The 19749-nt window shown below is 71.8% G+C and carries 16 protein-coding genes; 12 read left to right on the top strand and 4 right to left on the bottom strand.

Annotated features, from left to right (window positions below; genetic code table 11):
* Positions 1-14: 14 nt before the first annotated feature.
* Both hutU and QSK34_RS30155 read left to right on the top strand, forming a co-directional pair.
* Positions 15-1661 carry a urocanate hydratase gene (hutU, locus tag QSK34_RS30160; RefSeq protein ID WP_285589016.1) on the top strand — a complete coding sequence of 549 codons (1647 nt, stop codon included), beginning with the start codon at positions 15-17 and terminating at the stop codon, positions 1659-1661.
* Between the two features lie 3 nt (positions 1662-1664).
* On the top strand, positions 1665-2477 hold the full coding sequence (locus QSK34_RS30155) for a MurR/RpiR family transcriptional regulator (protein WP_285589014.1): 813 nt from the start codon (positions 1665-1667) through the stop codon (positions 2475-2477).
* Positions 2478-2482: 5 nt separating this feature from the next.
* Here the strand turns inward: QSK34_RS30155 and QSK34_RS30150 are convergent, their stop codons facing one another.
* The 3 genes from QSK34_RS30150 to QSK34_RS30140 form a co-directional block, all read right to left on the bottom strand.
* Positions 2483-3232: an ABC transporter permease gene (locus QSK34_RS30150; RefSeq protein ID WP_285589013.1), complete on the bottom strand. Its 750-nt coding sequence runs from the start codon at positions 3230-3232 to the stop codon at positions 2483-2485.
* Positions 3229-4188: an ATP-binding cassette domain-containing protein gene (locus tag QSK34_RS30145; RefSeq protein ID WP_285589011.1), complete on the bottom strand. Its 960-nt coding sequence runs from the start codon at positions 4186-4188 to the stop codon at positions 3229-3231. Before QSK34_RS30145 ends, QSK34_RS30150 begins: the two co-directional genes overlap by 4 nt.
* Before the next feature lie 69 nt (positions 4189-4257).
* Entirely contained in the window at positions 4258-4788 is a 531-nt protein-coding gene (locus tag QSK34_RS30140; RefSeq protein WP_051760734.1) for a PadR family transcriptional regulator, read from the bottom strand.
* Between the two features lie 160 nt (positions 4789-4948).
* On the opposite strand from QSK34_RS30140, the gene QSK34_RS30135 reads away from it, so the two are divergent.
* Positions 4949-5617, top strand: a complete 669-nt coding sequence (locus tag QSK34_RS30135; protein ID WP_285589005.1) for an SDR family oxidoreductase — start codon at positions 4949-4951, stop codon at positions 5615-5617.
* 8 nt (positions 5618-5625) lie between these two features.
* On the opposite strand, the gene QSK34_RS30130 is transcribed toward QSK34_RS30135, so the two are convergent.
* Entirely contained in the window at positions 5626-6903 is a 1278-nt protein-coding gene (locus tag QSK34_RS30130) for a TIGR04013 family B12-binding domain/radical SAM domain-containing protein (RefSeq protein ID WP_285589004.1), read from the bottom strand.
* 54 nt (positions 6904-6957) lie between these two features.
* On the opposite strand from QSK34_RS30130, the gene QSK34_RS30125 reads away from it, so the two are divergent.
* The 9 genes from QSK34_RS30125 to QSK34_RS30085 all read left to right on the top strand — a co-directional run bounded on the left by QSK34_RS30125 (position 6958) and on the right by QSK34_RS30085 (position 19746).
* Complete coding sequence (locus QSK34_RS30125; protein WP_285589002.1) at positions 6958-8127, top strand: allantoate amidohydrolase; 1170 nt, start codon at positions 6958-6960, stop codon at positions 8125-8127.
* The gene (locus tag QSK34_RS30120) at positions 8127-9458 is read left to right on the top strand and encodes a formimidoylglutamate deiminase (RefSeq protein ID WP_161481286.1); all 1332 of its coding nucleotides are present in this window, start codon (positions 8127-8129) and stop codon (positions 9456-9458) included. The genes QSK34_RS30125 and QSK34_RS30120 overlap by 1 nt, the downstream gene beginning before the upstream one ends.
* A gap of 18 nt (positions 9459-9476) precedes the next feature.
* On the top strand, positions 9477-10625 hold the full coding sequence (hutI, locus tag QSK34_RS30115) for an imidazolonepropionase (RefSeq protein WP_285589000.1): 1149 nt from the start codon (positions 9477-9479) through the stop codon (positions 10623-10625).
* Between the two features lie 147 nt (positions 10626-10772).
* On the top strand, positions 10773-11702 hold the full coding sequence (locus tag QSK34_RS30110) for a sigma-70 family RNA polymerase sigma factor (RefSeq protein ID WP_161481284.1): 930 nt from the start codon (positions 10773-10775) through the stop codon (positions 11700-11702).
* Between the two features lie 288 nt (positions 11703-11990).
* On the top strand, positions 11991-13301 hold the full coding sequence (locus QSK34_RS30105; RefSeq protein WP_285588997.1) for an ammonium transporter: 1311 nt from the start codon (positions 11991-11993) through the stop codon (positions 13299-13301).
* Positions 13298-13636 (top strand): P-II family nitrogen regulator, encoded by a 339-nt coding sequence (locus QSK34_RS30100; RefSeq protein WP_030455639.1) that lies wholly within the window; start codon positions 13298-13300, stop codon positions 13634-13636. The genes QSK34_RS30105 and QSK34_RS30100 overlap by 4 nt, the downstream gene beginning before the upstream one ends.
* Before the next feature lie 7 nt (positions 13637-13643).
* Positions 13644-15944 (top strand): [protein-PII] uridylyltransferase, encoded by a 2301-nt coding sequence (locus QSK34_RS30095; RefSeq protein ID WP_285588995.1) that lies wholly within the window; start codon positions 13644-13646, stop codon positions 15942-15944.
* 176 nt (positions 15945-16120) lie between these two features.
* Entirely contained in the window at positions 16121-19330 is a 3210-nt protein-coding gene (locus tag QSK34_RS30090) for a sensor histidine kinase (protein ID WP_285588992.1), read from the top strand.
* On the top strand, positions 19327-19746 hold the full coding sequence (locus QSK34_RS30085; protein WP_030455642.1) for a roadblock/LC7 domain-containing protein: 420 nt from the start codon (positions 19327-19329) through the stop codon (positions 19744-19746). The genes QSK34_RS30090 and QSK34_RS30085 overlap by 4 nt, the downstream gene beginning before the upstream one ends.
* Positions 19747-19749 lie beyond the last annotated feature (3 nt).

Below are 19749 nucleotides of genomic sequence, written 5' to 3'. Positions count from 1 at the left end.
CAGGAGAGTGCCCCATGCCGACTGTGCGGAGCCCCCGCGGCACGACCTTGACCGCCAAGGGCTGGCCCCAGGAGGCCGCGCTCCGGATGATCCAGAACAACCTCGACCCCGAGGTGGCCGAACACCCCGAACAGCTCGTCGTCTACGGCGGCTCGGGCAAGGCGGCCCGCGACTGGCCCTCGTTCCAGGCGATCACCCGGACCCTCACCACCCTCGACGCCGACGAGACCCTGCTCGTGCAGTCGGGCCGCCCGGTCGGTGTCATGCGCACCCACGAGTGGGCGCCGCGGGTCCTCATCGCCAACTCCAACCTGGTGCCCGACTGGGCCGACTGGGAGGAGTTCCGCCGCCTGGAGGCCGCCGGGCTCACCATGTACGGCCAGATGACCGCCGGTTCGTGGATCTACATCGGCACCCAGGGCATCCTCCAGGGCACCTACGAGACCTTCGCCGCCGTCGCCGCCAAGCGCTTCGGCGGCACGCTGGCCGGGACCATCACCCTCACCGCCGGGCTCGGCGGCATGGGCGGCGCCCAGCCGCTGGCCGTGACGATGAACGGCGGCGTGGCGATCTGCGTCGACTGCGACCCCCGGTCGATCGAGCGGCGCATCGAACACCGCTACCTCGACGTGCGGGCCGGGTCGCTGGCCGAGGCGCTGCGGCTGGCCTACGAGGCCCGCGACCAGCGCCGGCCGCTGAGCATCGGGGTCGAGGCGAACGCCGCCGACGCGCTGCCCGAACTGCTGGCCATGGGCGCCGAGATCGACGTCGTCACCGACCAGACCTCCGCCCACGACCCGCTCATGTACCTGCCGAGAGGCGTCGCCTTCGCCGACATGGCCGCCGAACGCGAGAAGGACCCGGCGGGCTTCACGGTCAGGGCCCGGGAGTCGATGGCCCGCCACGTCGAGGCCATGGTCGGTTTCCTCGACGCCGGCGCGGAGGTCTTCGACTACGGCAACTCGATCCGCGGCGAGGCACAGCTGGCGGGCTACTCGCGCGCGTTCGCCTTCCCGGGATTCGTGCCGGCGTACATCCGCCCCCTGTTCTGCGAGGGCAGGGGCCCGTTCCGGTGGGCCGCCCTCAGCGGCGACCCGCGCGACATCGCCGCCACCGACAAGGCGATCCTCGACCTGTTCCCCGACAACGAGCCGCTCGCCCGGTGGATCCGGCTGGCCGGGGAGAAGGTGCACTTCCAGGGCCTGCCGGCGCGCATCTGCTGGCTGGGCTACGGCGAGCGCGACAAGGCCGGCGAACGCTTCAACCAGATGGTCGCCGACGGCGTGCTCCAGGCCCCGGTCGTCATCGGCCGTGACCACCTCGACTGCGGCAGCGTCGCCTCCCCCTATCGCGAGACCGAGGGCATGCTCGACGGCTCGGACGCCATCGCCGACTGGCCCCTGCTCAACGCCATGGTGAACGTCGCCTCGGGCGCGTCGTGGGTGTCGATCCACCACGGCGGCGGCGTCGGCATCGGCCGCTCCATCCACGCCGGGCAGGTCACCGTCGCCGACGGCACCCCGCTGGCGGCCGAGAAGCTGAACCGGGTGCTCACCAACGACCCGGGCATGGGCGTCATCCGCCACGTCGACGCCGGCTACGCCGAGGCGGCCGAAGTGGCGGCCGATACGGGGGTCCGGGTGCCGATGCGGGAGAATTGACGCGTGGTCGACGGTCTCGAACGCCTCCTCGACGGTCGCCGTCTCTCCCCGGCGCAGCGCCGTATCGCCCATTACCTGGGCGAACACCTTCACGAAGCGATCTTTCTGTCGAGCGTGGAGCTGGCCGACCGGGCCGGGGTGAGCCAGCCGTCGGTGACCCGCTTCGCCGCGGCGCTCGGCTTCGCCGGATATCCGGAGCTGCGCCACGCGCTGCGCCCGCTCGTCCTGGGCGGCCCGCCGCCCAGGGTGGAGGCGGGCCCCGACGCGCTCGACACCGAGATCGGCAACCTGCGCTCGCTGCGCGACCGCATCGGCCCGGTGACGCAGACCGTCGGGGAGGTCGGCGCGGCCCTGGCCGCCAGTGAACCGCTGCCGATCCTCGGCCTGCGCGTCTCCAGCGGCCTGGCCACGACGTTCGCCTACTTCGCCCGGCGCATCCACCCCGACGTGCGCCTGTTCACCCACGGCGGCTCGGAGCTGGCCGACGGCCTCCACGCCGCCCGCCGGGCCGGGGCGGGCTGGCTGCTCGCGGTGGTGCTCCCGCGCTACCCGGCCGAGGCGGCGGCGGCCCTGACCGAGGCCCGCGAGCTGGGCCTGTCGATCGCCGTGATCACCGACCGGCCGGAGGTGCCGTTCCCCGCCGACGTCGTCCTCGACGCGCCGGTGGGGGAACGGCTGGTGTTCGACTCACACGTGGCGCCGCTGGCCCTGGCGATGCTCCTGGTGGAGGCCATGGCCGACGCGGCGCCGCTGCGGACCCGGGCCCGCCTCGACGACCACGAACGCATGACCGAGCGGGGCGGGATCTTCCTGTAGCCCGATCAGGCGGCCAGACGGCGCAGCGACCGCATCGACCACACGAGCGTGATCAGCGCCAGGCCGATGAGCAGCGCGAACGCGATCGGGATGGTGGAGTCGCCGAGGTCGCCGCGGAACAGCGACCGGCCGGCCTCCACGCCGTAGTAGAGCGGGTTGAACCGGGCGAGGGTCTGCAGCCAGTCGGGACCGAGCGAGACGGGCAGGAACAGGCCCGCGATCAGGGTCAGCGGCATCGCGAAGAACTGCACGAGCTGCGAGACGCCGTTCTCGTCCTTGATGGCGAGGGCCAGGCCGTAGGAGAGGCTGGCCGCGAACAGGCCGGTCACCGCCATCAGCAGCAGCATGATGAGGAACTCGGGCAGGCCGATGCGCAGCCCCATCAGGATGGCCACGCCCATGACCAGGACGGCCTGGACGACCAGCACCAGCATGTCCTTGGCGACCCGGCCCAGGATGATCGCGGGCGGCCAGGCGGGGGAGACGGCCAGGCGTTCGAGCACCCCGTTCCGGGTCTCGTTGATCATGCCGAATCCGGCGAACAACGAGCCGAACAGCGCGATCATCATCATCGAACCGGGCGTGAACATGGCCAGCACCTCGGGCATCGACCCGCTGGAGGTGGTCCTGCCGAGCAGCGGCGCGAAGAACACGAGGTAGAGCACCGGCTGCATGATGCCGAACAGCGGCCACACCGGGTTGCGCAGCAGGAAGCGGAGCTCGTAGCCCAGGAAGAGGGAGGTCTGGCGGATCATGCGGCATCTCTCAGGGATCGGCCCGTGTGGCGGAGGAAGACGTCGTCGAGGGTCGCCCGGTCGAGCGAGATCGACTCCAGGGTGAGGCCGCGCTCTTCGAGCACGCGCAGCAGGTGGGGCAGCCCGTGCTCGCCGTCGTCGAGGTAGGCCCGCAGCAGGCCCTCCTCGGTCCGGACCTCCTTGATGTAGGACTGCGCGCGCAGCACCTCGGCCGCGTCGTCGACGCCCTTGAGCTTCAGCGTGACGACGTCGCCCGCGACCTCCTTCTTCAGCGAGGCGGGGGTGCCCTCGGCGACGACGGTCCCGTTGTCGATGATGACGAGCCGGTCGCAGAGCGCGTCGGCCTCGTCGAGGTAGTGGGTGGTCAGCAGGACGCTGGTGCCGCGGTCGCGGAGGGCGCGCACCTCGTCCCAGAGGTTGGCCCGGTTCTGCGGGTCGAGCCCGGTCGTCGGCTCGTCGAGGAACACCAGCGGGGGCGCGGTGACCAGGCCGAGCGCGATCGAGAACCGGCGCTTCTGGCCGCCCGACAGGGTGCGGGCCGGGCGGCGCGCGATCTCGGTCAGGCTGAAGGCGGCCAGCAGCTCGTCGGCGCGGGCCAGGGCCTGCTTCTTGGACAACCCGGCGATGCGGCCGGCCAGCAGGAGCTGGTCGATGCCCGGGTTGTTCTCGTCGACGCCGCCGGCCTGGCTGACGTAGCCGATGTTCTCGCGGACCCTGGCGGCCTCCTTCACCACGTCGAACCCGGCCACCCGGGCGGTGCCGGCGGTGGGGGCGATGAAGGTGGCGAGCATGCGGACGGTCGTGGTCTTGCCGGCGCCGTTGGGGCCGAGCGCCGCGAAGATCTCGCCCTTCTGGACCTCCAGGTCGATGCCCCGGACGGCCTCGACCTCCTCGGTCTTGCCTCGGCCACGTTTGGCGTGGAAGGTCTTGCGCAACCCGTGCGCTTCAATGATCATTCGGAAACCCGTTCTCGCTCGGGGGGAAGACCCAGGGTCGAGGATGACGCCGGGTCAAGGTCAACCGATTTACGGCAGCTCGCCTCTCTTGACCCGCCCGACCGCGTCCTCGATCCAGTCGAGCTGCGAGCGGAGCTGGGCGTTGGCCAGCCGGATGCACTCGTCGACGTGGCGGGGCGCGTCGAACGACAATTTGGCCTCCAGCGCCCGCTCGGTGGAGGAGACCGCCGCCCGCAGCTGGGTCAGCCGGGCCTCCATGGCGTTGACCAGATCGGCCTCGGGCAGCCGGTCCATGAACGTGAGCGCGACCTGGAAGGGGTCGACGATCGGCTTGATCTCCCACCAGTAGGTGAGCAGCTGCCGCCGGAACTCCTCGCGCCCGTCGCCGGTGATCTCGTAGACGGTCTTGCCGCCCCTGCCGTGCTCGACGACGGCGAGCAGCCCCTCGTCGGCCATCTTGGCCAGCCCGTGGTAGATCGACCCGTAGGCCACGTTGGCCCAGTAGGCGGCCCCCCACAGTTCGAGACGCCGCCGCACCTCATAACCGTGCAGCGGCCCGTCGAGCAGCGTGCCGAGGATCAGGACCCGTGTGGAGGACATGCTCAAACTTATATACAAATTTGAATATAGCCCGCAACGCCTTTTCGCGGCCGGACGGTGGTCGGATGGCCGGCCAGGCGGAGCCGTAACGGAAAGAAGGCCCTTCAGCCACGGACGGCGGGACACGATGCGCGGCGGTCCCGCAACTAAGGTGATCGGCATGAGTGATCGACCTGTCGCCCTGATCACGGGCGGTTCTCGCGGCCTCGGGGCCGCCGTCGCGCGGGCCCTCGCGCCCGCCTACGACCTGATCCTCGGCGGACGGGGTGGCGGGAAGCTCGACGAGATCTGCAAGGAGCTCGACGCGCGGCCGTTCCCCGTCGAGCTGACCGAGATCACCCAGCGCGACGTCGAAGGGCTCGGGCGCATCGACCTGCTCGTGCACAGCGCCGGGGTCGTCACGCTGGGGCCGGTGGGGGAGACGCCGATCCGCGTCTGGCGGGAGACCTTCGAGGTCAACGTCTTCGCCGTGGCCGAGCTGACCCGGCTGCTGCTGCCCTCGCTGCGGGCGGCGAAGGGGCAGGTCGTGCTGGTCAACTCGGGCGCCGGGCGCAACGCCAACCCCGACTGGGGCTCCTACGCCGCCAGCAAGTGGGCGCTGCGCGCCTACGCCGACGTGCTGCGCCTGGAGGAGCCGGAGCTGCGGGTCACGACCGTCTACCCGGGGCGCATCGACACCGACATGCAGCGCGGGGTCCGGCGGCAGGAGGGCGGCGACTACGAGCCGCACCGCTACCTGAAGGCCGAGTCGGTCGCCAAGGCCGTGGTCGCGGCGGTGACCGCGCCGGCCGACGCCCACCTGACCGAGGTCGTCGTCAGGCCGCGCTAGACCCTGCGTCAGACACGGCGGCGCGGTGTCCGGCGCGGATACTGCTTGGCCGTCTCGGCCAGCACCTGGGCGTGTTCGGCCTGCTTGCGCCAGTGGCCGTAGGCGTCGCCGCGCTGGGCCAGGCGGTCGAGCTCGGTCGAGGTGGTCAGCGGGATCAGCGCCGGTTCGGCGTCGCGCCACGGGGTGCCGGGCAGCGGCATGAAGGTGTGGGTGTGGATGCGGGCGCCGAGGTCGGCCAGGTCGGAGGCGAGTTTCAGCGACGCCTTCTGGTCGTCTTCGGTCTCGCCCGGCATGCCGAAGATGAAGTCGACGTTGGGCCGGAACCCGAAGTCGATCGCGATCCTGGCGGCGTCGAGCACCGGCGCGGCGCCGTGGCCCCGGCCCGAGGCGGCAAGGATGCGGTCGGAGCCCGACTGGGCGCCGATGATGATGTTGTCGTTGGCGACGTAGCGGCGGAGCATGCGCATCGCCTCGGGCGTCACGTGCTCGGGGCGGATCTCCGAGGGGAAGCTGCCGAAGAACACCCGGCCGTCGGCGGGCGCCTCCTCCTTGCACGCCACCAGCAGCTCCTCGACCTTGCCGAGGTCGGGATCGGCGGTCTGGCTGCCGTAGCTGAGCGAGGTCGGGGTGATGAACCGGACGTCGCGCAGGCCCCTGGCGGCCATCCGCCGCACGTGGTCGCGCACGCTCTCGACCGAGCGGTGCCGGAACTGGGCCCCGAACATGAACGGGGTCTGGCAGAACTTGCAGGTGTAGCGGCAGCCGCGGGTGATCTCGATGGGACCGGCCCGGCCGGCCGGGAACGAGGGGAAGGCGTCGAGCGGCAGCTGCGGCGCGCCCGGGGTGCGGAGCGCGATCCCGTCGTGGTCGCGGATCGCCAGGCCCGGCACCTTGCGCGGATCGGGTTCGGCGACCAGGGAGATGATCGTGGTCTCCCCCTCGCCGATCGCGGCGACGTCCCAGCCCGCGTCGATGACCTGCTGGGGTTCCGCGGTGGCGTGTACGCCGCCCGCGACGTGGACGACGTCGTCTCGGTGGCTGAGCGCCCTGACTTCGGCCAGTTCGGCCGTCATTAACGGGAAATCGGGCGAGTAGAAGGACCAGAGCACCAGCACCCGGTCGGCGTCGGCCTGGCCGATCTGGATCGCCGTCTCCTCGGCGCTGGTGGCGTACCGGATCTCGAAGTTCACCGCCGGAGGCGCAGCTTCGAGGGCCGCCAGCAGGGCGTGCATGCCGTAGGTGACCGCTTTGCGGTAACGAACGACCACGCTGACATCGAAACTCACCGGGTCAGGGTAGCCCTCCCTGGACTGAATGGAGCCATTCAGTAGGGTGGAGGGATGCTGGCGGACATCGAGCAGATCGGCAGAAACCCGCGCACCGGGGGCTACCGGCGTGACGCCTGGTCGTCCGCCGACATGGAGTTGCGCGAATGGTTCACCCACCAAGCCGCGAAACGGGGCCTGACCAGCCACGAAGACCGCAACGGCAACCTGTGGGCGTGGTGGGGCGACCCGTCGGTCCAGGGCCCGGGACTGGTGACGGGGAGCCATCTCGACTCGGTCCGCGAAGGCGGCGCGTTCGACGGGCCGCTCGGCGTGGCGTCGGCGTTCGAGGCGATCGATCTGCTCAGGGGTGACGGCTTCCAGCCCGACCGTCCGATCGCGGTCGCCTGCTTCACCGACGAGGAGGGCGCCCGGTTCGGGGTGCCCTGCATCGGCTCGCGGCTGCTGACCGGCGTCCTCGACCCCGACCGCGCCCGGAGCCTGCGCGACGACCAGGGCCACAGCCTCGACGAGGTGCTCACCGCCCGGGGTCGCGAGCCGGGCCGCCTCGGCCGCGACGACGAGACCCTCGCCCGCGTCGGGGTCTTCGTGGAGCTCCACGTCGAGCAGGGCCGCGCCCTGGAGGCCCCGGTCGGGGTGGCCAGCGCCATCTGGCCCCACGGGCGCTGGCGCTTCGACTTCCGCGGTACGGCCGATCACGCCGGCACCACCGCCTTCGAGGACCGCGACGACCCGATGCTCGCCTACGCCCACGCCGTGCTGGCCGCCCGCACCCAGGCCGAGGCCCACGGCGTGCGCGCCACCTTCGGCAAGGTCCGGGTCGAGCCCAACAACGCCAACGCGATCCCGTCGCTGGTCACCGCCTGGCTCGACGCCCGGGGCCCGGAGACCGAGAAGGTCCGCGCCCTGGTGACCGAACTCGCGGCCGGCGCCGACGTCACCGAGGAGTCGTGGACGCCCGAGGTCACCTTCGACGAGGTGCTGCGCACCCGCGTCGCCTGCGTGGCCGGCCTCGACGGCCATCCCGCGCCGATCCTGCCGACCGCCGCGGGGCACGACGCCGGCATCCTGGCCTCCGCCGGGGTGCCGACCGCGATGTTGTTCGTCCGCAACCCCACCGGGGTCTCCCACGCGCCCGGCGAGTTCGCCGAACCGCGCGACTGCGTCTCCGGCGTGATCGCGCTGGCCGCCGTGCTGGCCGACCTGACCGGAGGCGGGGCGTGATGGAGACGTACTGGTGCGAGCTGGCCCTGGTCGGCGGCGCGGTCGCCGAAGGGGTGCGGATCGACGTCGAGGGCCGCCGGATCTCCGAGGTCAAGCAGGGCGTGCCCCCGGAGGGCGAGATCCTCGAAGGCCTGACCATCCCCGGCATGGCCAACGCCCACTCCCACGCCTTCCACCGCGCCCTGCGCGGCCACACCCAGGTGGGCCGGGGCAGCTTCTGGACCTGGCGCGAGCAGATGTACGCCGTCGCTGGCCGCCTCGACCCCGACACCTACTACCACCTGGCCCGCGCCGCCTACGCCGAGATGGCCCTGGCCGGGATCACGGCGGTGGGCGAGTTCCACTACCTCCACCACGGTCCCGGCGGCGTGCGCTACGACGACCCCAACGAGATGGGCCACGCGCTCGTCCGGGCCGCCCGCGACGCCGGGGTGCGGCTGGCCCTGCTCGACACCTGTTATCTGAGCGGCGGCTTCGGCGCTCCCCTGGAGGGGGCGCAGACCCGGTTCGGCGACGGCACCGTCCAAGAGTGGGCCGAACGCGCCGACCGGCTCGCCGGGGCGTACGCCGGGGCCGACGACGTCGAGATCGGCGCCGCCATCCACTCGGTGCGGGCCATGCGCCCCGAGCAGATGCCCACTGTGGTCGAGTTCACCCACCACCACGCGGGTCCGCTGCACGCCCACGTCTCCGAGCAGCCCGCGGAGAACGATCAGTGCGTGGCCGCCTACGCCGCCTCCCCGGTCCGGGTCCTGCACGAGGCCGGCGCCCTGGGCCCGAGGTCGACGGCCGTGCACGCCACCCACGTCTCCGACGAGGACGTCGCCCTCCTCGGCGGCTCCGGCACCCATGTCTGCGTCTGCCCGACCACCGAACGCGACCTGGCCGACGGCGTCTGCGCCACCCGCCGCCTCCACCTGGCCGGGAGCCCCATCACGCTCGGCTCCGACAGCCACGCCGTGGTCGACCTCTTCGAGGAGGCCCGCGCCGTCGAACTCGGCGAGCGCATCGTCAGCGGCGAACGCGGCCACTGGCGGGCCGACGAGCTGCTCACCGCCGCCACCCTGGCCGGCCACACCTCCCTCGGCTTCCCCGACGGCGGCCAGCTCTGCCCCGGGGCCTGGGCCGATCTGGTCACGGTCCGGCTCGACTCCGTCCGTACGGCTGGCGCGACCGCCCGTTCGGCAGTGGAATCGGTGGTGTTCGCGGCGACGGGCGCCGACGTCGTGTCCGTCGTGTCGGGCGGCCGACGGATCGTCGGCTCCGGCCGTCACGTGATCGGCGAGGTGGGCCACCTGCTGCGCGACGCCATCGGCGCGGTCCGCGGCTGACGTGATTGCGAGTGCTGAATGAGCGCGACGCTCTTCTATGACATCGGGCTGCTCTTCACGGCCGACCAGGACCGTGAGGAGATCGACAAGGCGGCGGTGGTGGTCGACGGCGCCGAGATCGCCTGGGTGGGCGAGGCCGCCCGCGCCCCGGCCGCCGACCACCGCGTCGACGTCCGCGGGCGGGCCGTGCTCCCCGGGTTCGTCGACAGCCACGCCCACCTGGTCTTCGCGGGCGACCGCACGGCCGAGTTCGCCGCCCGGATGGCCGGGGAGCGCTACACCGCCGGGGGCATCCGGACCACGGTCGCCGCGACGAGGGCGGCGACCACCCCGGAGCTGGCCGCCCGGACCGCCGGGCTGGTGCACGAGATGACCGTCCAGGGCACCACCACGGTCGAGATCAAGAGCGGCTACGGCCTGACCACCGGCGACGAGAGGCGCTCCCTGGAGGTGGCGCGGGCGTTCACCGAGGAGTCGACCTTCCTGGGCGCCCACGTCGTGCCGCCCGGGACCGACGCCGACGAGTACACCCGCCTGGTCGCCGGGCCGATGCTCGCCGAGTGCGCGCCCCACGCCAAGTGGATCGACGTCTTCTGCGAGCGGGGCGCCTTCGACGAGGCCCAGAGCCGCGAGATCCTCACCGCCGGGAAGGCGGCCGGGCTGGGCGTGCGGGTGCACGCCAACCAGCTCGGCGAGGGCCCCGGGGTCCGGCTGGCCTGCGAGCTCGGCGCGGCCTCGGCCGACCACTGCACCCACCTCACCCCCGAGGACGTCGGCATGCTGGCCGACGCCGGGGTGGTGGCCACCCTTCTCCCGGGCGCGGAGTTCTCCACCCGCTCGCCCTATCCGGAGGCCCGCCGGCTGCTCGACGCCGGGGTCACGGTGGCGCTGGCGACCGACTGCAACCCCGGTTCCTCGTTCACCTCGTCGATGCCGTTCTGCGTGGCGCTGGCCGTACGGGAGATGGGCATGACCCCGGCCGAGGCGGTCAGGGCCGCGACGGCGGGCGGGGCGGCGGCGCTGCGCCGGGCCGACGTCGGGGTGATCCGGCCGGGCGCGCGGGCCGACCTGATCATCCTCGAAGCGGCCTCGTACGTGCACCTGGCCTACCGTCCCGGTGTCCCGTTGGTCACACAGGTGTGGCAGGCCGGTCGGCGGGTAGTGTGAGATTTCGCGATAAAGAGATGCGCATCCTCCTATAGGAGGAATCGAAAACCATTCTGCTGGCGTATCTCTTGAGGGAATCTTTGCCCTGATCCAGCCGTTGGCACGTTCAGGACGAGGGTGTTCGCGCTGCGGAACGAGGTGCCTTGAATGGCGACGGGGAACAGGACGCAGGAAGTCGCGGATCGTGACCTGCTGGGAACCTACCTGGCGGAGATCGGGCGCGTTCCGCTCCTGAGCGCAGAGCAGGAGGTCGAGCTCGCCAAGAGAATCGAGGCGGGGCTGTTCGCCGAGCAGCTGCTCGACTCGGGCGACCCGGAGCCGAAGGTCTCCGACGCGCTCGACGAGGAACTCGAACGGATCGCGGTATCGGGGCGCCGCGCCAAAGACGAGTTCATCCAGGCGAACCTGCGCCTGGTGGTGGCGGTGGCCCGGAAATACTCCGGGCGCGGAATGCCGCTCATCGATTTGGTGCAAGAGGGGAACCTGGGCCTGGTGAGGGCGGTCGAGAAATTCGATTACCGCCGGGGTTACAAGTTTTCGACCTATGCGACGTGGTGGATCCGCCAGTCGGTCGGCCGGGCCATCCACGAGCAGGCCCGCCCGGTGCGCCTGCCCACCCACGCCGGCGAGCAGATGACCCGCCTGATGCGGGTGCGCCGCGACATGCTCGCCGAGTTCGACGCCGAGCCGACCGACGACGACCTCGCCAACGTGCTCGACCTGCCGATCGAGCGGGTCCGCGAGCTGCGCCGCTGGGCCTCCGACCCGGTGTCGCTGCAACTGGGCGTGGGCGACGAGGACGAGACCGAGCTGGGCGACATGATCGCCGACGAGTCGTGGGCCGACCCCGAGGAGCAGGCCCTGGCCACCCTCGACCGCGAGCGCCTGGAGCACTGGCTGACCGGCCTGGAGGGTCAGGCGAGCGAGATGCTGCGCTGGCGTTACGGCCTGGTCGACGGACGTGAACACACGCTGACGGAAGTGGGCGAAAGATACGGCATCGGCCGCGACCGGGCCCGCCGCCTGGAACGCGACGCGCTGGCCCGTCTGCGCAAGATGGCCCACGCCGCCGCGTAGTTTTACCAGCTCATGGAGCGCCTGCCGGTTTACCGGCAGGCGCTTTTTTGGTGTACGTAGCATCCGAAACATGCCCGAAACACGCATGTGGCGAGTTTCACAGATGTGAAACATGCAGGGTCGCGACCTGAAACGGCGGAAGAACACCCTGGCGTGCACGGGAGAGGAAGCTCACCTCTTCCCCTACGACTACGTGTCAGTGCGCGAGCCGGTCGATGACGCCCTTGGTGAAGCCCACTGCGCAAGTGATAACCGGCCACACGCCAATTGGAAGGAGGGTCGCATCGAATGAAGATCGATAGCGGCTCCACTGCCTGGATGCTCGTGAGCACGGCGCTCGTGCTGCTCATGACTCCGGGACTCGCGTTCTTCTACGGGGGCATGACCAGGGCCAAGAGCGTCCTGAACATGATGATGATGTCGTTCGTGGCCATCATCACGGTGACGATCGCGTGGGTGGCCTACGGCTACTCCCTCGCGTTCGACGCCGTCGGTGACGGCACGGGCTTTCTCCACAAGCTTGTCGGCGGGCTCGACAACGTCGGGCTGATGGGCGTCAACGAGGCTGCCTACAACGACACCTTCCCGATGATGGTGTTCTCCGCCTTCCAGCTCACCTTTGCGATCATCACGGTCGCCCTGATCAGCGGTGCGATCGCCGACCGTGCCAAGTTCGGCGCGTGGGTGGTCTTCACCGTGGTCTGGGCCACCATCGTGTACTTCCCCGTGGCCCACTGGGTGTGGGGCGGCGGCTGGCTGACCGAGCTCGGCATCGAGGACTTCGCGGGCGGCACCGTCGTCCACATCAACGCCGGTGCGGCCGCTCTGGCCCTGGCGCTGGTCCTCGGCAAGCGGTCGGGCTGGCGCAAGGAGCCGATGCGTCCGCACAACCTGACGCTGGTCCTCCTCGGCACCGGTCTCCTGTGGTTCGGCTGGTTCGGCTTCAACGCGGGCTCCGAGCTCGCCGCCGACGCGACCGCCGGTCTCGCCTTCATGAACACCCAGGTCGCCACGGCCATCGCGGCCGGCGCCTGGCTCGTCGTGGAGAAGCTCCGCGACGGTCACGCGACCACCCTCGGTGTCGCCTCCGGCGCCGTGGCCGGTCTGGTCGCGATCACCCCCGCGTGTGGTTTCGTCGACGTCTGGGCCGCCGCCCTCATCGGTCTGCTGGCCGGTGCGATCTGCGCCTACGCCGTCGGCCTCAAGTACAAGCTCGGTTTCGACGACTCCCTCGACGTGGTCGGCGTGCACCTGGTCGGCGGTGTCATCGGCGCCGTGGCGCTGGGCTTCGTCGCCGCCTACCCCTTCCTCGACGGCCAGAAGGTCGGTCTGTTCTACGGCGGCGGCTGGTCGCAGCTCGGCCTCCAGGTGCTCGGCCCGGTGGCGGTCGGTGGTTACTCCTTCATCGTCACGTACGTCATCGGTAAGATCATCGACAAGACCATGGGCTTCCGGATCACCCAGGAAGACGAGGTCACCGGCATCGACATCACCACTCACGCCGAGACCGGTTACGACCTCGGCACCATCCACTCCTCGGGCGTGTCCTCGCTCAACGGGCCGGCCGTTCCGGCCGAGGCGAAGAAGGTGGACGCATGAAGCTGATCACGGCCATCATCAAGCCGTTCAAGCTCGACGACGTCAAGGCGGCGCTGGAGCAGTTCGGCGTGAAGGGCATCACCATCAGTGAGGCCAGCGGCTACGGCCGTCAGAAGGGCCACACCGAGGTCTACCGCGGCGCCGAGTACCAGGTCGACCTGGTTCCCAAGGTGCGCGTCGAGGTGCTGACCGAGGAGGACGACGCCGAGGACGTCATCGACGTCATCGTCAAGGCCGCCCAGACCGGCAAGATCGGTGACGGCAAGGTCTGGTCGGTCCCCGTGGACACGGTCGTGAGAGTCCGTACCGGGGAACGCGGCCCGGAGGCGCTGTAACCGGATGATGAGAGGGGAAGCTCGCTCGTTCGCCGCCGCCCGTAAGGAACGGGCGGCGGACATCGACCGGTGGCTCACGGACCTGCTCCGGACCGCCGTAAGTCAGCGGAACGGAAAGGGCGGGCTGCTCGACCCCGAGACACGTGGCCCTGATTCACGGGGTACAGAGCGCGGCCCCCTCAGCGGGGTCGCGCTCGTCGCGGTCGGGAGCCTGGGGCGCGGGGAGCTGGCGCCCGGCAGCGACCTCGATATCGTCCTGCTCCACAACGGGCGCGACGACGTCGCCCAGATCGCCGACCGGATCTGGTATCCCATCTGGGACTCCGGGGTCGGCCTCGACCACTCGGTCCGGACCGTCGACGAGGCCGTCAAGGTCTCGCGCGAGGACCTCAAGGCCGTGCTCGGCCTGATCCAGGCCCGCCACGTCGCGGGCGACCCCGAGCTGACCCGCGCCGCGCGCGAGGCGGTGCTGGCCGAATGGCGGTCCGACTCCCGGCGCCGGCTGGCCGAGCTGCGGGAGTCGGCCGACAAACGCGCCGACTCCTCGGGCGAGCTGGCCTTCCTGCTCGAACCCGACCTCAAGGACGCCCGCGGCGGGATCCGCGACGTCCAGGCGATGCAGGCCGTGGCCGCCGCGTGGGTGGCCTCCGCGCCGGGGCCGAGGGTCCGCGAGGCCCACGAACTGCTGCTCGACATCCGCCACGGGCTCCACCTGGTGACCGCGCGCGGCACCGACCGCCTGGTGCTCCAGGAACAGGACGCCGTGGCGGGCACCCTCGGGCTGCTCGACGCCGAGGCGCTGATGCGCCGCCTGGCCGAGGCCGGGCGCACGATCGCCCACTCCTTCGACGCGACGTGGCGTACCGTCGACCGGTTGTTGTCCGGGCCGGCGCCGCGCGGGCGGCGTCCGCTGGCCGACGGCGTGGTCGAGCACGGGGGAGAGGTCGTGCTGGCGCGCGGGGTGAACCCGCGCAACGATCCCGTGCTGGTGCTGCGGGCCGCCGCCGCGGCGGCCGAGGCCGGGCTGCCGCTGGCGCCCGCCACGGTGTCGGCGCTGGCCGCCCAGTCGCCGGCGCTGCCGGTGCCCTGGCCCGACGAGGCGCGCGACGCGCTGGTGGGGCTGCTCGGGGCCGGGCGCGCGGCCGTGCCCGTCTGGGAGGAGCTCGACCAGGCGGGGGTGCTGGTACGCCTGATCCCCGACTGGGAGCGGGTCCGCCACCGGCCGCAGCGCAACCCGATCCACACCTACACGGTCGACCGGCACCTGATCGAGACCGTCGCGGGGGCCGCCGCGTTCACCCGCGAGGTGGCCCGGCCCGACCTGCTGCTCATCGGCGCGCTGCTGCACGACATCGGCAAGGGCTGGCCCGGCGACCACTCGACCACCGGCGAGGTGGTCGTCCGCGACATCGCCGCCCGCATGGGGCTGCCGTCCGCCGACGTCGAGGTGCTGGCCACGATGGTGCGCCACCACCTGCTGCTGCCCGAGACGGCGACCCGGCGCGACCTCGACGACCCGGTGACGATCTCCCGGGTGGCCGAGGCGGTCGGCTCCCACGAGGTGCTCGAACTGCTCGCCGCCCTGGCCGTGGCCGACGGCCTGGCCACCGGCCCGGCCGCCTGGAACTCCTGGAAGGCCAACCTGGTCTCCGACCTGGTCAGGCGGGTCAGGTCGGCGCTCGCGGGCACCCCGCCCGCGCCCGCGCCCGCCCTGTCGGCCGAGCAGGCGTCGCTGGCCCGGCACGGCGGCGGCGCGATCCGCGTCAACGGGGGAGCGGTCACCGTGGTCGCCCCCGATCGGCCGGGCCTGCTCTGGCGGGCCGCCGGGGTGCTGGCCGCCCACCGCATGGTCGTGCGGTCGGCGTCGGCGGCCTCGGCCGGGTCGACGGCTGTCATCGAGTTCGCGGTGGTGCCCGAATACGGCTCCCCGCCCGATCCCGCCACCCTGGAGGCCGATCTGCGCCTGGTGCTCGCCGGGCGTCTGGACATCGAACAGCGGCTGGCCCGCCGCACCCGCTCGCTGCGCCCGCCCCGCGTGCCGGTCGCGCCGCCCCGGGTGACCCTGGTCGACGACGCCTCGAACACCGCGACCGTCGTCGAGGTCCGCGCACACGACCGGCCCGGCCTGCTGTGGAAGATCGGCCGTGCCTTCGGCGACTGCGGCCTGGACGTCAAGGCGGCCAGAGTGGAGACTCTGGGAGCCGAGGCGGTCGACGTCTTCTACGTGGTCGACCGGGCCGGGCGCCCCATCACCGATGAGGTGCAACGTGCTCAGGTGAGGGAGCATGTCCTTTCTGCACTGCGTTGATCATGTTTGAGTGCTTCAGTCCACTTACCACTTGGTAACGATTCTGTCCTCGGCGATGGGTAACCCCGTGGCTGATCATGACCTTGTGGTCGAATTGTGCCCGCTTGTATGGCTATGTCACTTCGCGCTGTCAGGAGCGTGAAGGGCTTTTTGTCAAGTACGAATGGCGGGGGCCGGTGTCCACTCACAAGCGGGCAAGCCGTTTCGCGCTGCGCAACTGGCGGGTGCCCACAAGGCTCACCGCCCTGATCCTCGCGCCGACGCTCATCGCGGTCATCCTGGCCAGCATGCGGGTCGCCGGTTCGGTAGACAGCCTGTCCGCCTACGAGCGGACGGCGACCGCGGCGGAGTACGCCGGTCGCCTGCGGGAGCTCGCGCAGCAACTGGCGGCCGAACGCGACCACAAAGCCTGGCTCGACGGCCTGATCGGCGTGCAGAGCGCGCTGCGCAACGCCGACGAGACGATCCGCCAGCACCAGGACACGCTGTCCGAACAGAAGCTGGTCGTCGACAGTCTGATCAAGAAGTCCGCCGCCGACCTCCGCGCCGTCGACGAGTCGTTCGGGCCGCGTGTCGTCGAGGACGCCCGCCAGGTGCTCAACCGCCTGGAGACGGTGGCCGACAGCCACGCCGCCGAGCGCGACGACGACCCGAGGACCTCGGTCTTCTTCGAGTACGGCGGCACCCTCGCCACCGTCCTGCGCCTGCACGACGACCTCGGCGAACTCAGCGACGACCCCGGCGTGGTCTCCGCCTCCCGCGCGCTCAGCGCGCTGGCCCACGTCAAGGACGAGGCCTCGCAGCAGCGGGCCATCATGGTCGGCGAGCTCCTGGAGCCCCGCCAGTCGTTCACCCCCGACGACCTCCAGCGCTTCCTCGGCTCGTGGTCGCGGCAGGAGACGTACGAGAGCGCCTTCAACGCCGAGGCGAACACGGCCCAGTTCCAGGCCTTCCACGCCGCCCGGATCAGCAAGGCGAGCACCGACGTCGAGATGGCCAAGGCCTGGGCGGCCGCCCTCGGCTCGCGCAACCAGCCGCTGAAGCCGATCCCCGGCCGGGTGCTGACCGCGCAGGACTGGTTCCGCGACAACGGCACCGTGCTCGACGCGATCTCCAAGGTCGAGGCCCAGGTGGCGACCGCGCTGCGGAACCGCGCCGACGACCTGCGCTCGACCGAGCGCCGCAGCGCCCTCGTGGCCGGCGCGCTGATCCTCGCGCTGATCCTGCTGGTCCTGGTCACGACCGTGCTGATCGCCCGCTCGATGGTGCGCCCGCTGCGGCGGCTGCGCGCCGAGGCGCTGGACATCGCGGGCAACCGGCTGCCGGAGATCGTGCGCCGCATGCGCGAGTCGGAGACCGGCGACACCTCCCCGGCGGTGCAGCCCATCGCCGGCGACAACCAGGACGAGATCGGCGAGGTCGCCCAGGCCTTCGACGAGGTCCACCTCCAGGCGGTCAAGCTGGCGGGCGAGGAGTCCCGGCTGCGCAACAACGTCAACGCGATGTTCGTCAACCTGTCGCGGCGCACCCAGACCCTGGTCGAACGCCAGATCTCGCTGATCGACGGCCTGGAGCGCGGCGAGCAGGACGGCGCCCGCCTGGCCGACCTGTTCAAGCTCGACCACCTCGCCACCCGCATGCGCCGCAACTCCGAGAACCTGCTGGTCCTGGCCGGGCACGAGACCGCGCGCAAGCGCAGCTCCCCGGCCCGGCTGGTGGACGTCGTGCGCGCCTCCCTGTCGGAGGTCGAGGACTACGAGCGGGTGACCGTGCGGGTCCACCGCTCCCCGGCCATCGCCGGGCACGCCGCCAACGACGTCGTCCACCTGGTGGCCGAGCTGGTCGAGAACGCCATCTCGTTCTCGCCGCCCAGCACCAAGGTCATCGTGTCGAGCAGCCCGATCGAGGGCGGCGCGGTGCTGCTGGCCATCACCGACAACGGCATGGGGCTCAGCCCCGACGAACTGCTGGAGATCAACACCCGGCTGGCCGAGCCGCCGGTCGTGGACGTCTCGGTCTCCCGCCGCATGGGCCTGTTCGTGGTCGGCCGCCTGGCCGGACGCCACGGCATCCGGGTCCAGCTCCGGCGCGGCGACAGCACCGGCATCATCGCGATGGTGCTGTTCCCGGCCGAGCTCATCAGCAACGCCGACGCCCCCGCCCAGCCCCCGCAGCAGCCCCAGATGACCCGGCCCCGCCCGGAACTCCCCACCGGCCCGCTGCCCGCCCTCTCGACCGGCCCGTTCACCCCCGGCTCCGCGAACACGGGCCCGTTCGCCCCCGGCCCGGCGAACGCGGGCCCGGTCACCACGGGCCCCGTGGCCACCGGCTCCTTCGGCACGGGTCCCCACGCGACCGGTCCCGTCGCGACCGGACCAGGCGGGCTGCCCCAGCGCAAGCCACCGTCGCCCCGCACTCCGGCCGACGACTCCTTCGCGCCACCGGGGGGCCGGGTGCCCCGCCAGGGCCAGCCTCCGGGCGGGACCTTCCCCGGCTTCGAACGCCGCCACCCGACAAACCCGGCGAAGCCCGCCGGCCCGGCCAATTCGACCGGCCCGATCGGTTCGCCCAGCTCGACCGGCTCGACTGGCTTGCCCAATTCGACCGGCCAGACGGGCTTGCCCAACTCGACTGGCCCGATCGGTTCGCCCAACTCGACGGGCCGGATCGGTTCGTCCAACTCGACGGGACCAATTGGTTCGCCCAACTCGACCGGCCCCGTCAACCCGGCCAACTCGACCGGCCCGGTCGCCCGTATCGGCCAGCCGGGTCCGACCGGCCCTGGAGGTCCCGCCGGGCTCGGTGGTTCGGCCGGGCAGACCGGGCGGTTGCGGCCGCCCACCGGGGACACCCAGCCGACGCCGCTCGCGCCCCCGTCGCCCGAGCACTCGGGTGCGTTCCCCGTCCTCGGGGCGCCGGCGGCGCCGGCCGTCGGGCGGCCGGTGGCCGACACGCCGCTGGAGCGGGGCGACGAGTTCCTGCCGATCTTCGCGTCGGTCGAGTCGTCGGCCTGGTTCACCCGGCCCGAGCCGCCCGCCGCGCCCGTCGCTCCTGGGGCTCCAGATGCCCCTGTGACGCCTGGGGCGAGTCCCTGGGGCCGGCATGCCGATCAGGGCTTCCAGGCGGCCCGTGCGGCCAACGAACCGGCTTCGGGGGGCGTCACACAGTCGGGGCTCCCGAAGCGGACGCCTCGTGCCAACCTGGTGCCGGGTTCCGTCGGGACGCAGCCCCAGGGAGGAACGGGCACGCCGCCGCCGGAGTCACCCCGGCCCCAGGTGTCGCCCGAGGCCGTACGCGACCGGCTGTCCAGTTTCCAGCAGGGCGTACGCCGAGGGCGGGCCGAAAGGACGCAGGAAGGCACGGGTAATGAGGAGGAGGGCTCGTGACTGAGCTCAGTGTCGACGCCAGCAGGTTCGACTGGCTGATCACCGACTTCGTGGCCGGCACCCCAGGGGTGGCGCACGCGGTCGTGGTCTCGGCCGACGGCCTGCGCCTGGCCCACTCCAACGGGTTCCCGCCCGACCGGGCCGACCAGCTGGCCGCGGTGGCGGCCGGCCTGGCCTCCCTGACCACCGGCGCCTCCCGGGTGTTCGAGGGCGGCACGGTCCGGCAGACCGTCGTGGAGATGCAGCGCGGACTGCTCATGGTGATGTCGATCAGTGACGGTTCGGCCCTCGCGGTACTGGCGTCACACGATTGTGATCTGGGCCTTGTCGCGTACCAGATGACCCTTCTGGTGGAGCGCGCCGGACAGGCGCTGACCCCGGCTCTGCGTGCCGAGCTGCACTCGGCGCGGCGGTGATGC

Source organism: Herbidospora sp. NBRC 101105, from assembly GCF_030269205.1.
Taxonomy (GTDB): domain Bacteria; phylum Actinomycetota; class Actinomycetes; order Streptosporangiales; family Streptosporangiaceae; genus Herbidospora; species Herbidospora solisilvae.
Note: the sequence above shows the minus strand (reverse complement) of the source record. Positions and strands in the feature narration are given on the sequence as shown.

Bases quoted from the DNA above. Each gene is read 5' to 3' on its own strand.
- QSK34_RS30120 (WP_161481286.1), top strand. From the start codon at position 8,127: ATGGAGACGTACTGGTGCGAGCTGGCCCTGGTCGGCGGCGCGGTCGCC.
- QSK34_RS30150 (WP_285589013.1), bottom strand. From the start codon at position 3,232: ATGATCCGCCAGACCTCCCTCTTCCTGGGCTACGAGCTCCGCTTCCTG.
- QSK34_RS30095 (WP_285588995.1), top strand. From the start codon at position 13,644: ATGAGAGGGGAAGCTCGCTCGTTCGCCGCCGCCCGTAAGGAACGGGCG.
- hutU (WP_285589016.1), top strand. From the start codon at position 15: ATGCCGACTGTGCGGAGCCCCCGCGGCACGACCTTGACCGCCAAGGGC.
- QSK34_RS30105 (WP_285588997.1), top strand. From the start codon at position 11,991: ATGAAGATCGATAGCGGCTCCACTGCCTGGATGCTCGTGAGCACGGCG.
- QSK34_RS30135 (WP_285589005.1), top strand. From the start codon at position 4,949: ATGAGTGATCGACCTGTCGCCCTGATCACGGGCGGTTCTCGCGGCCTC.
- QSK34_RS30125 (WP_285589002.1), top strand. From the start codon at position 6,958: ATGCTGGCGGACATCGAGCAGATCGGCAGAAACCCGCGCACCGGGGGC.
- QSK34_RS30110 (WP_161481284.1), top strand. From the start codon at position 10,773: ATGGCGACGGGGAACAGGACGCAGGAAGTCGCGGATCGTGACCTGCTG.
- QSK34_RS30100 (WP_030455639.1), top strand. From the start codon at position 13,298: ATGAAGCTGATCACGGCCATCATCAAGCCGTTCAAGCTCGACGACGTC.
- hutI (WP_285589000.1), top strand. From the start codon at position 9,477: ATGAGCGCGACGCTCTTCTATGACATCGGGCTGCTCTTCACGGCCGAC.
- QSK34_RS30140 (WP_051760734.1), bottom strand. From the start codon at position 4,788: ATGTCCTCCACACGGGTCCTGATCCTCGGCACGCTGCTCGACGGGCCG.
- QSK34_RS30145 (WP_285589011.1), bottom strand. From the start codon at position 4,188: ATGATCATTGAAGCGCACGGGTTGCGCAAGACCTTCCACGCCAAACGT.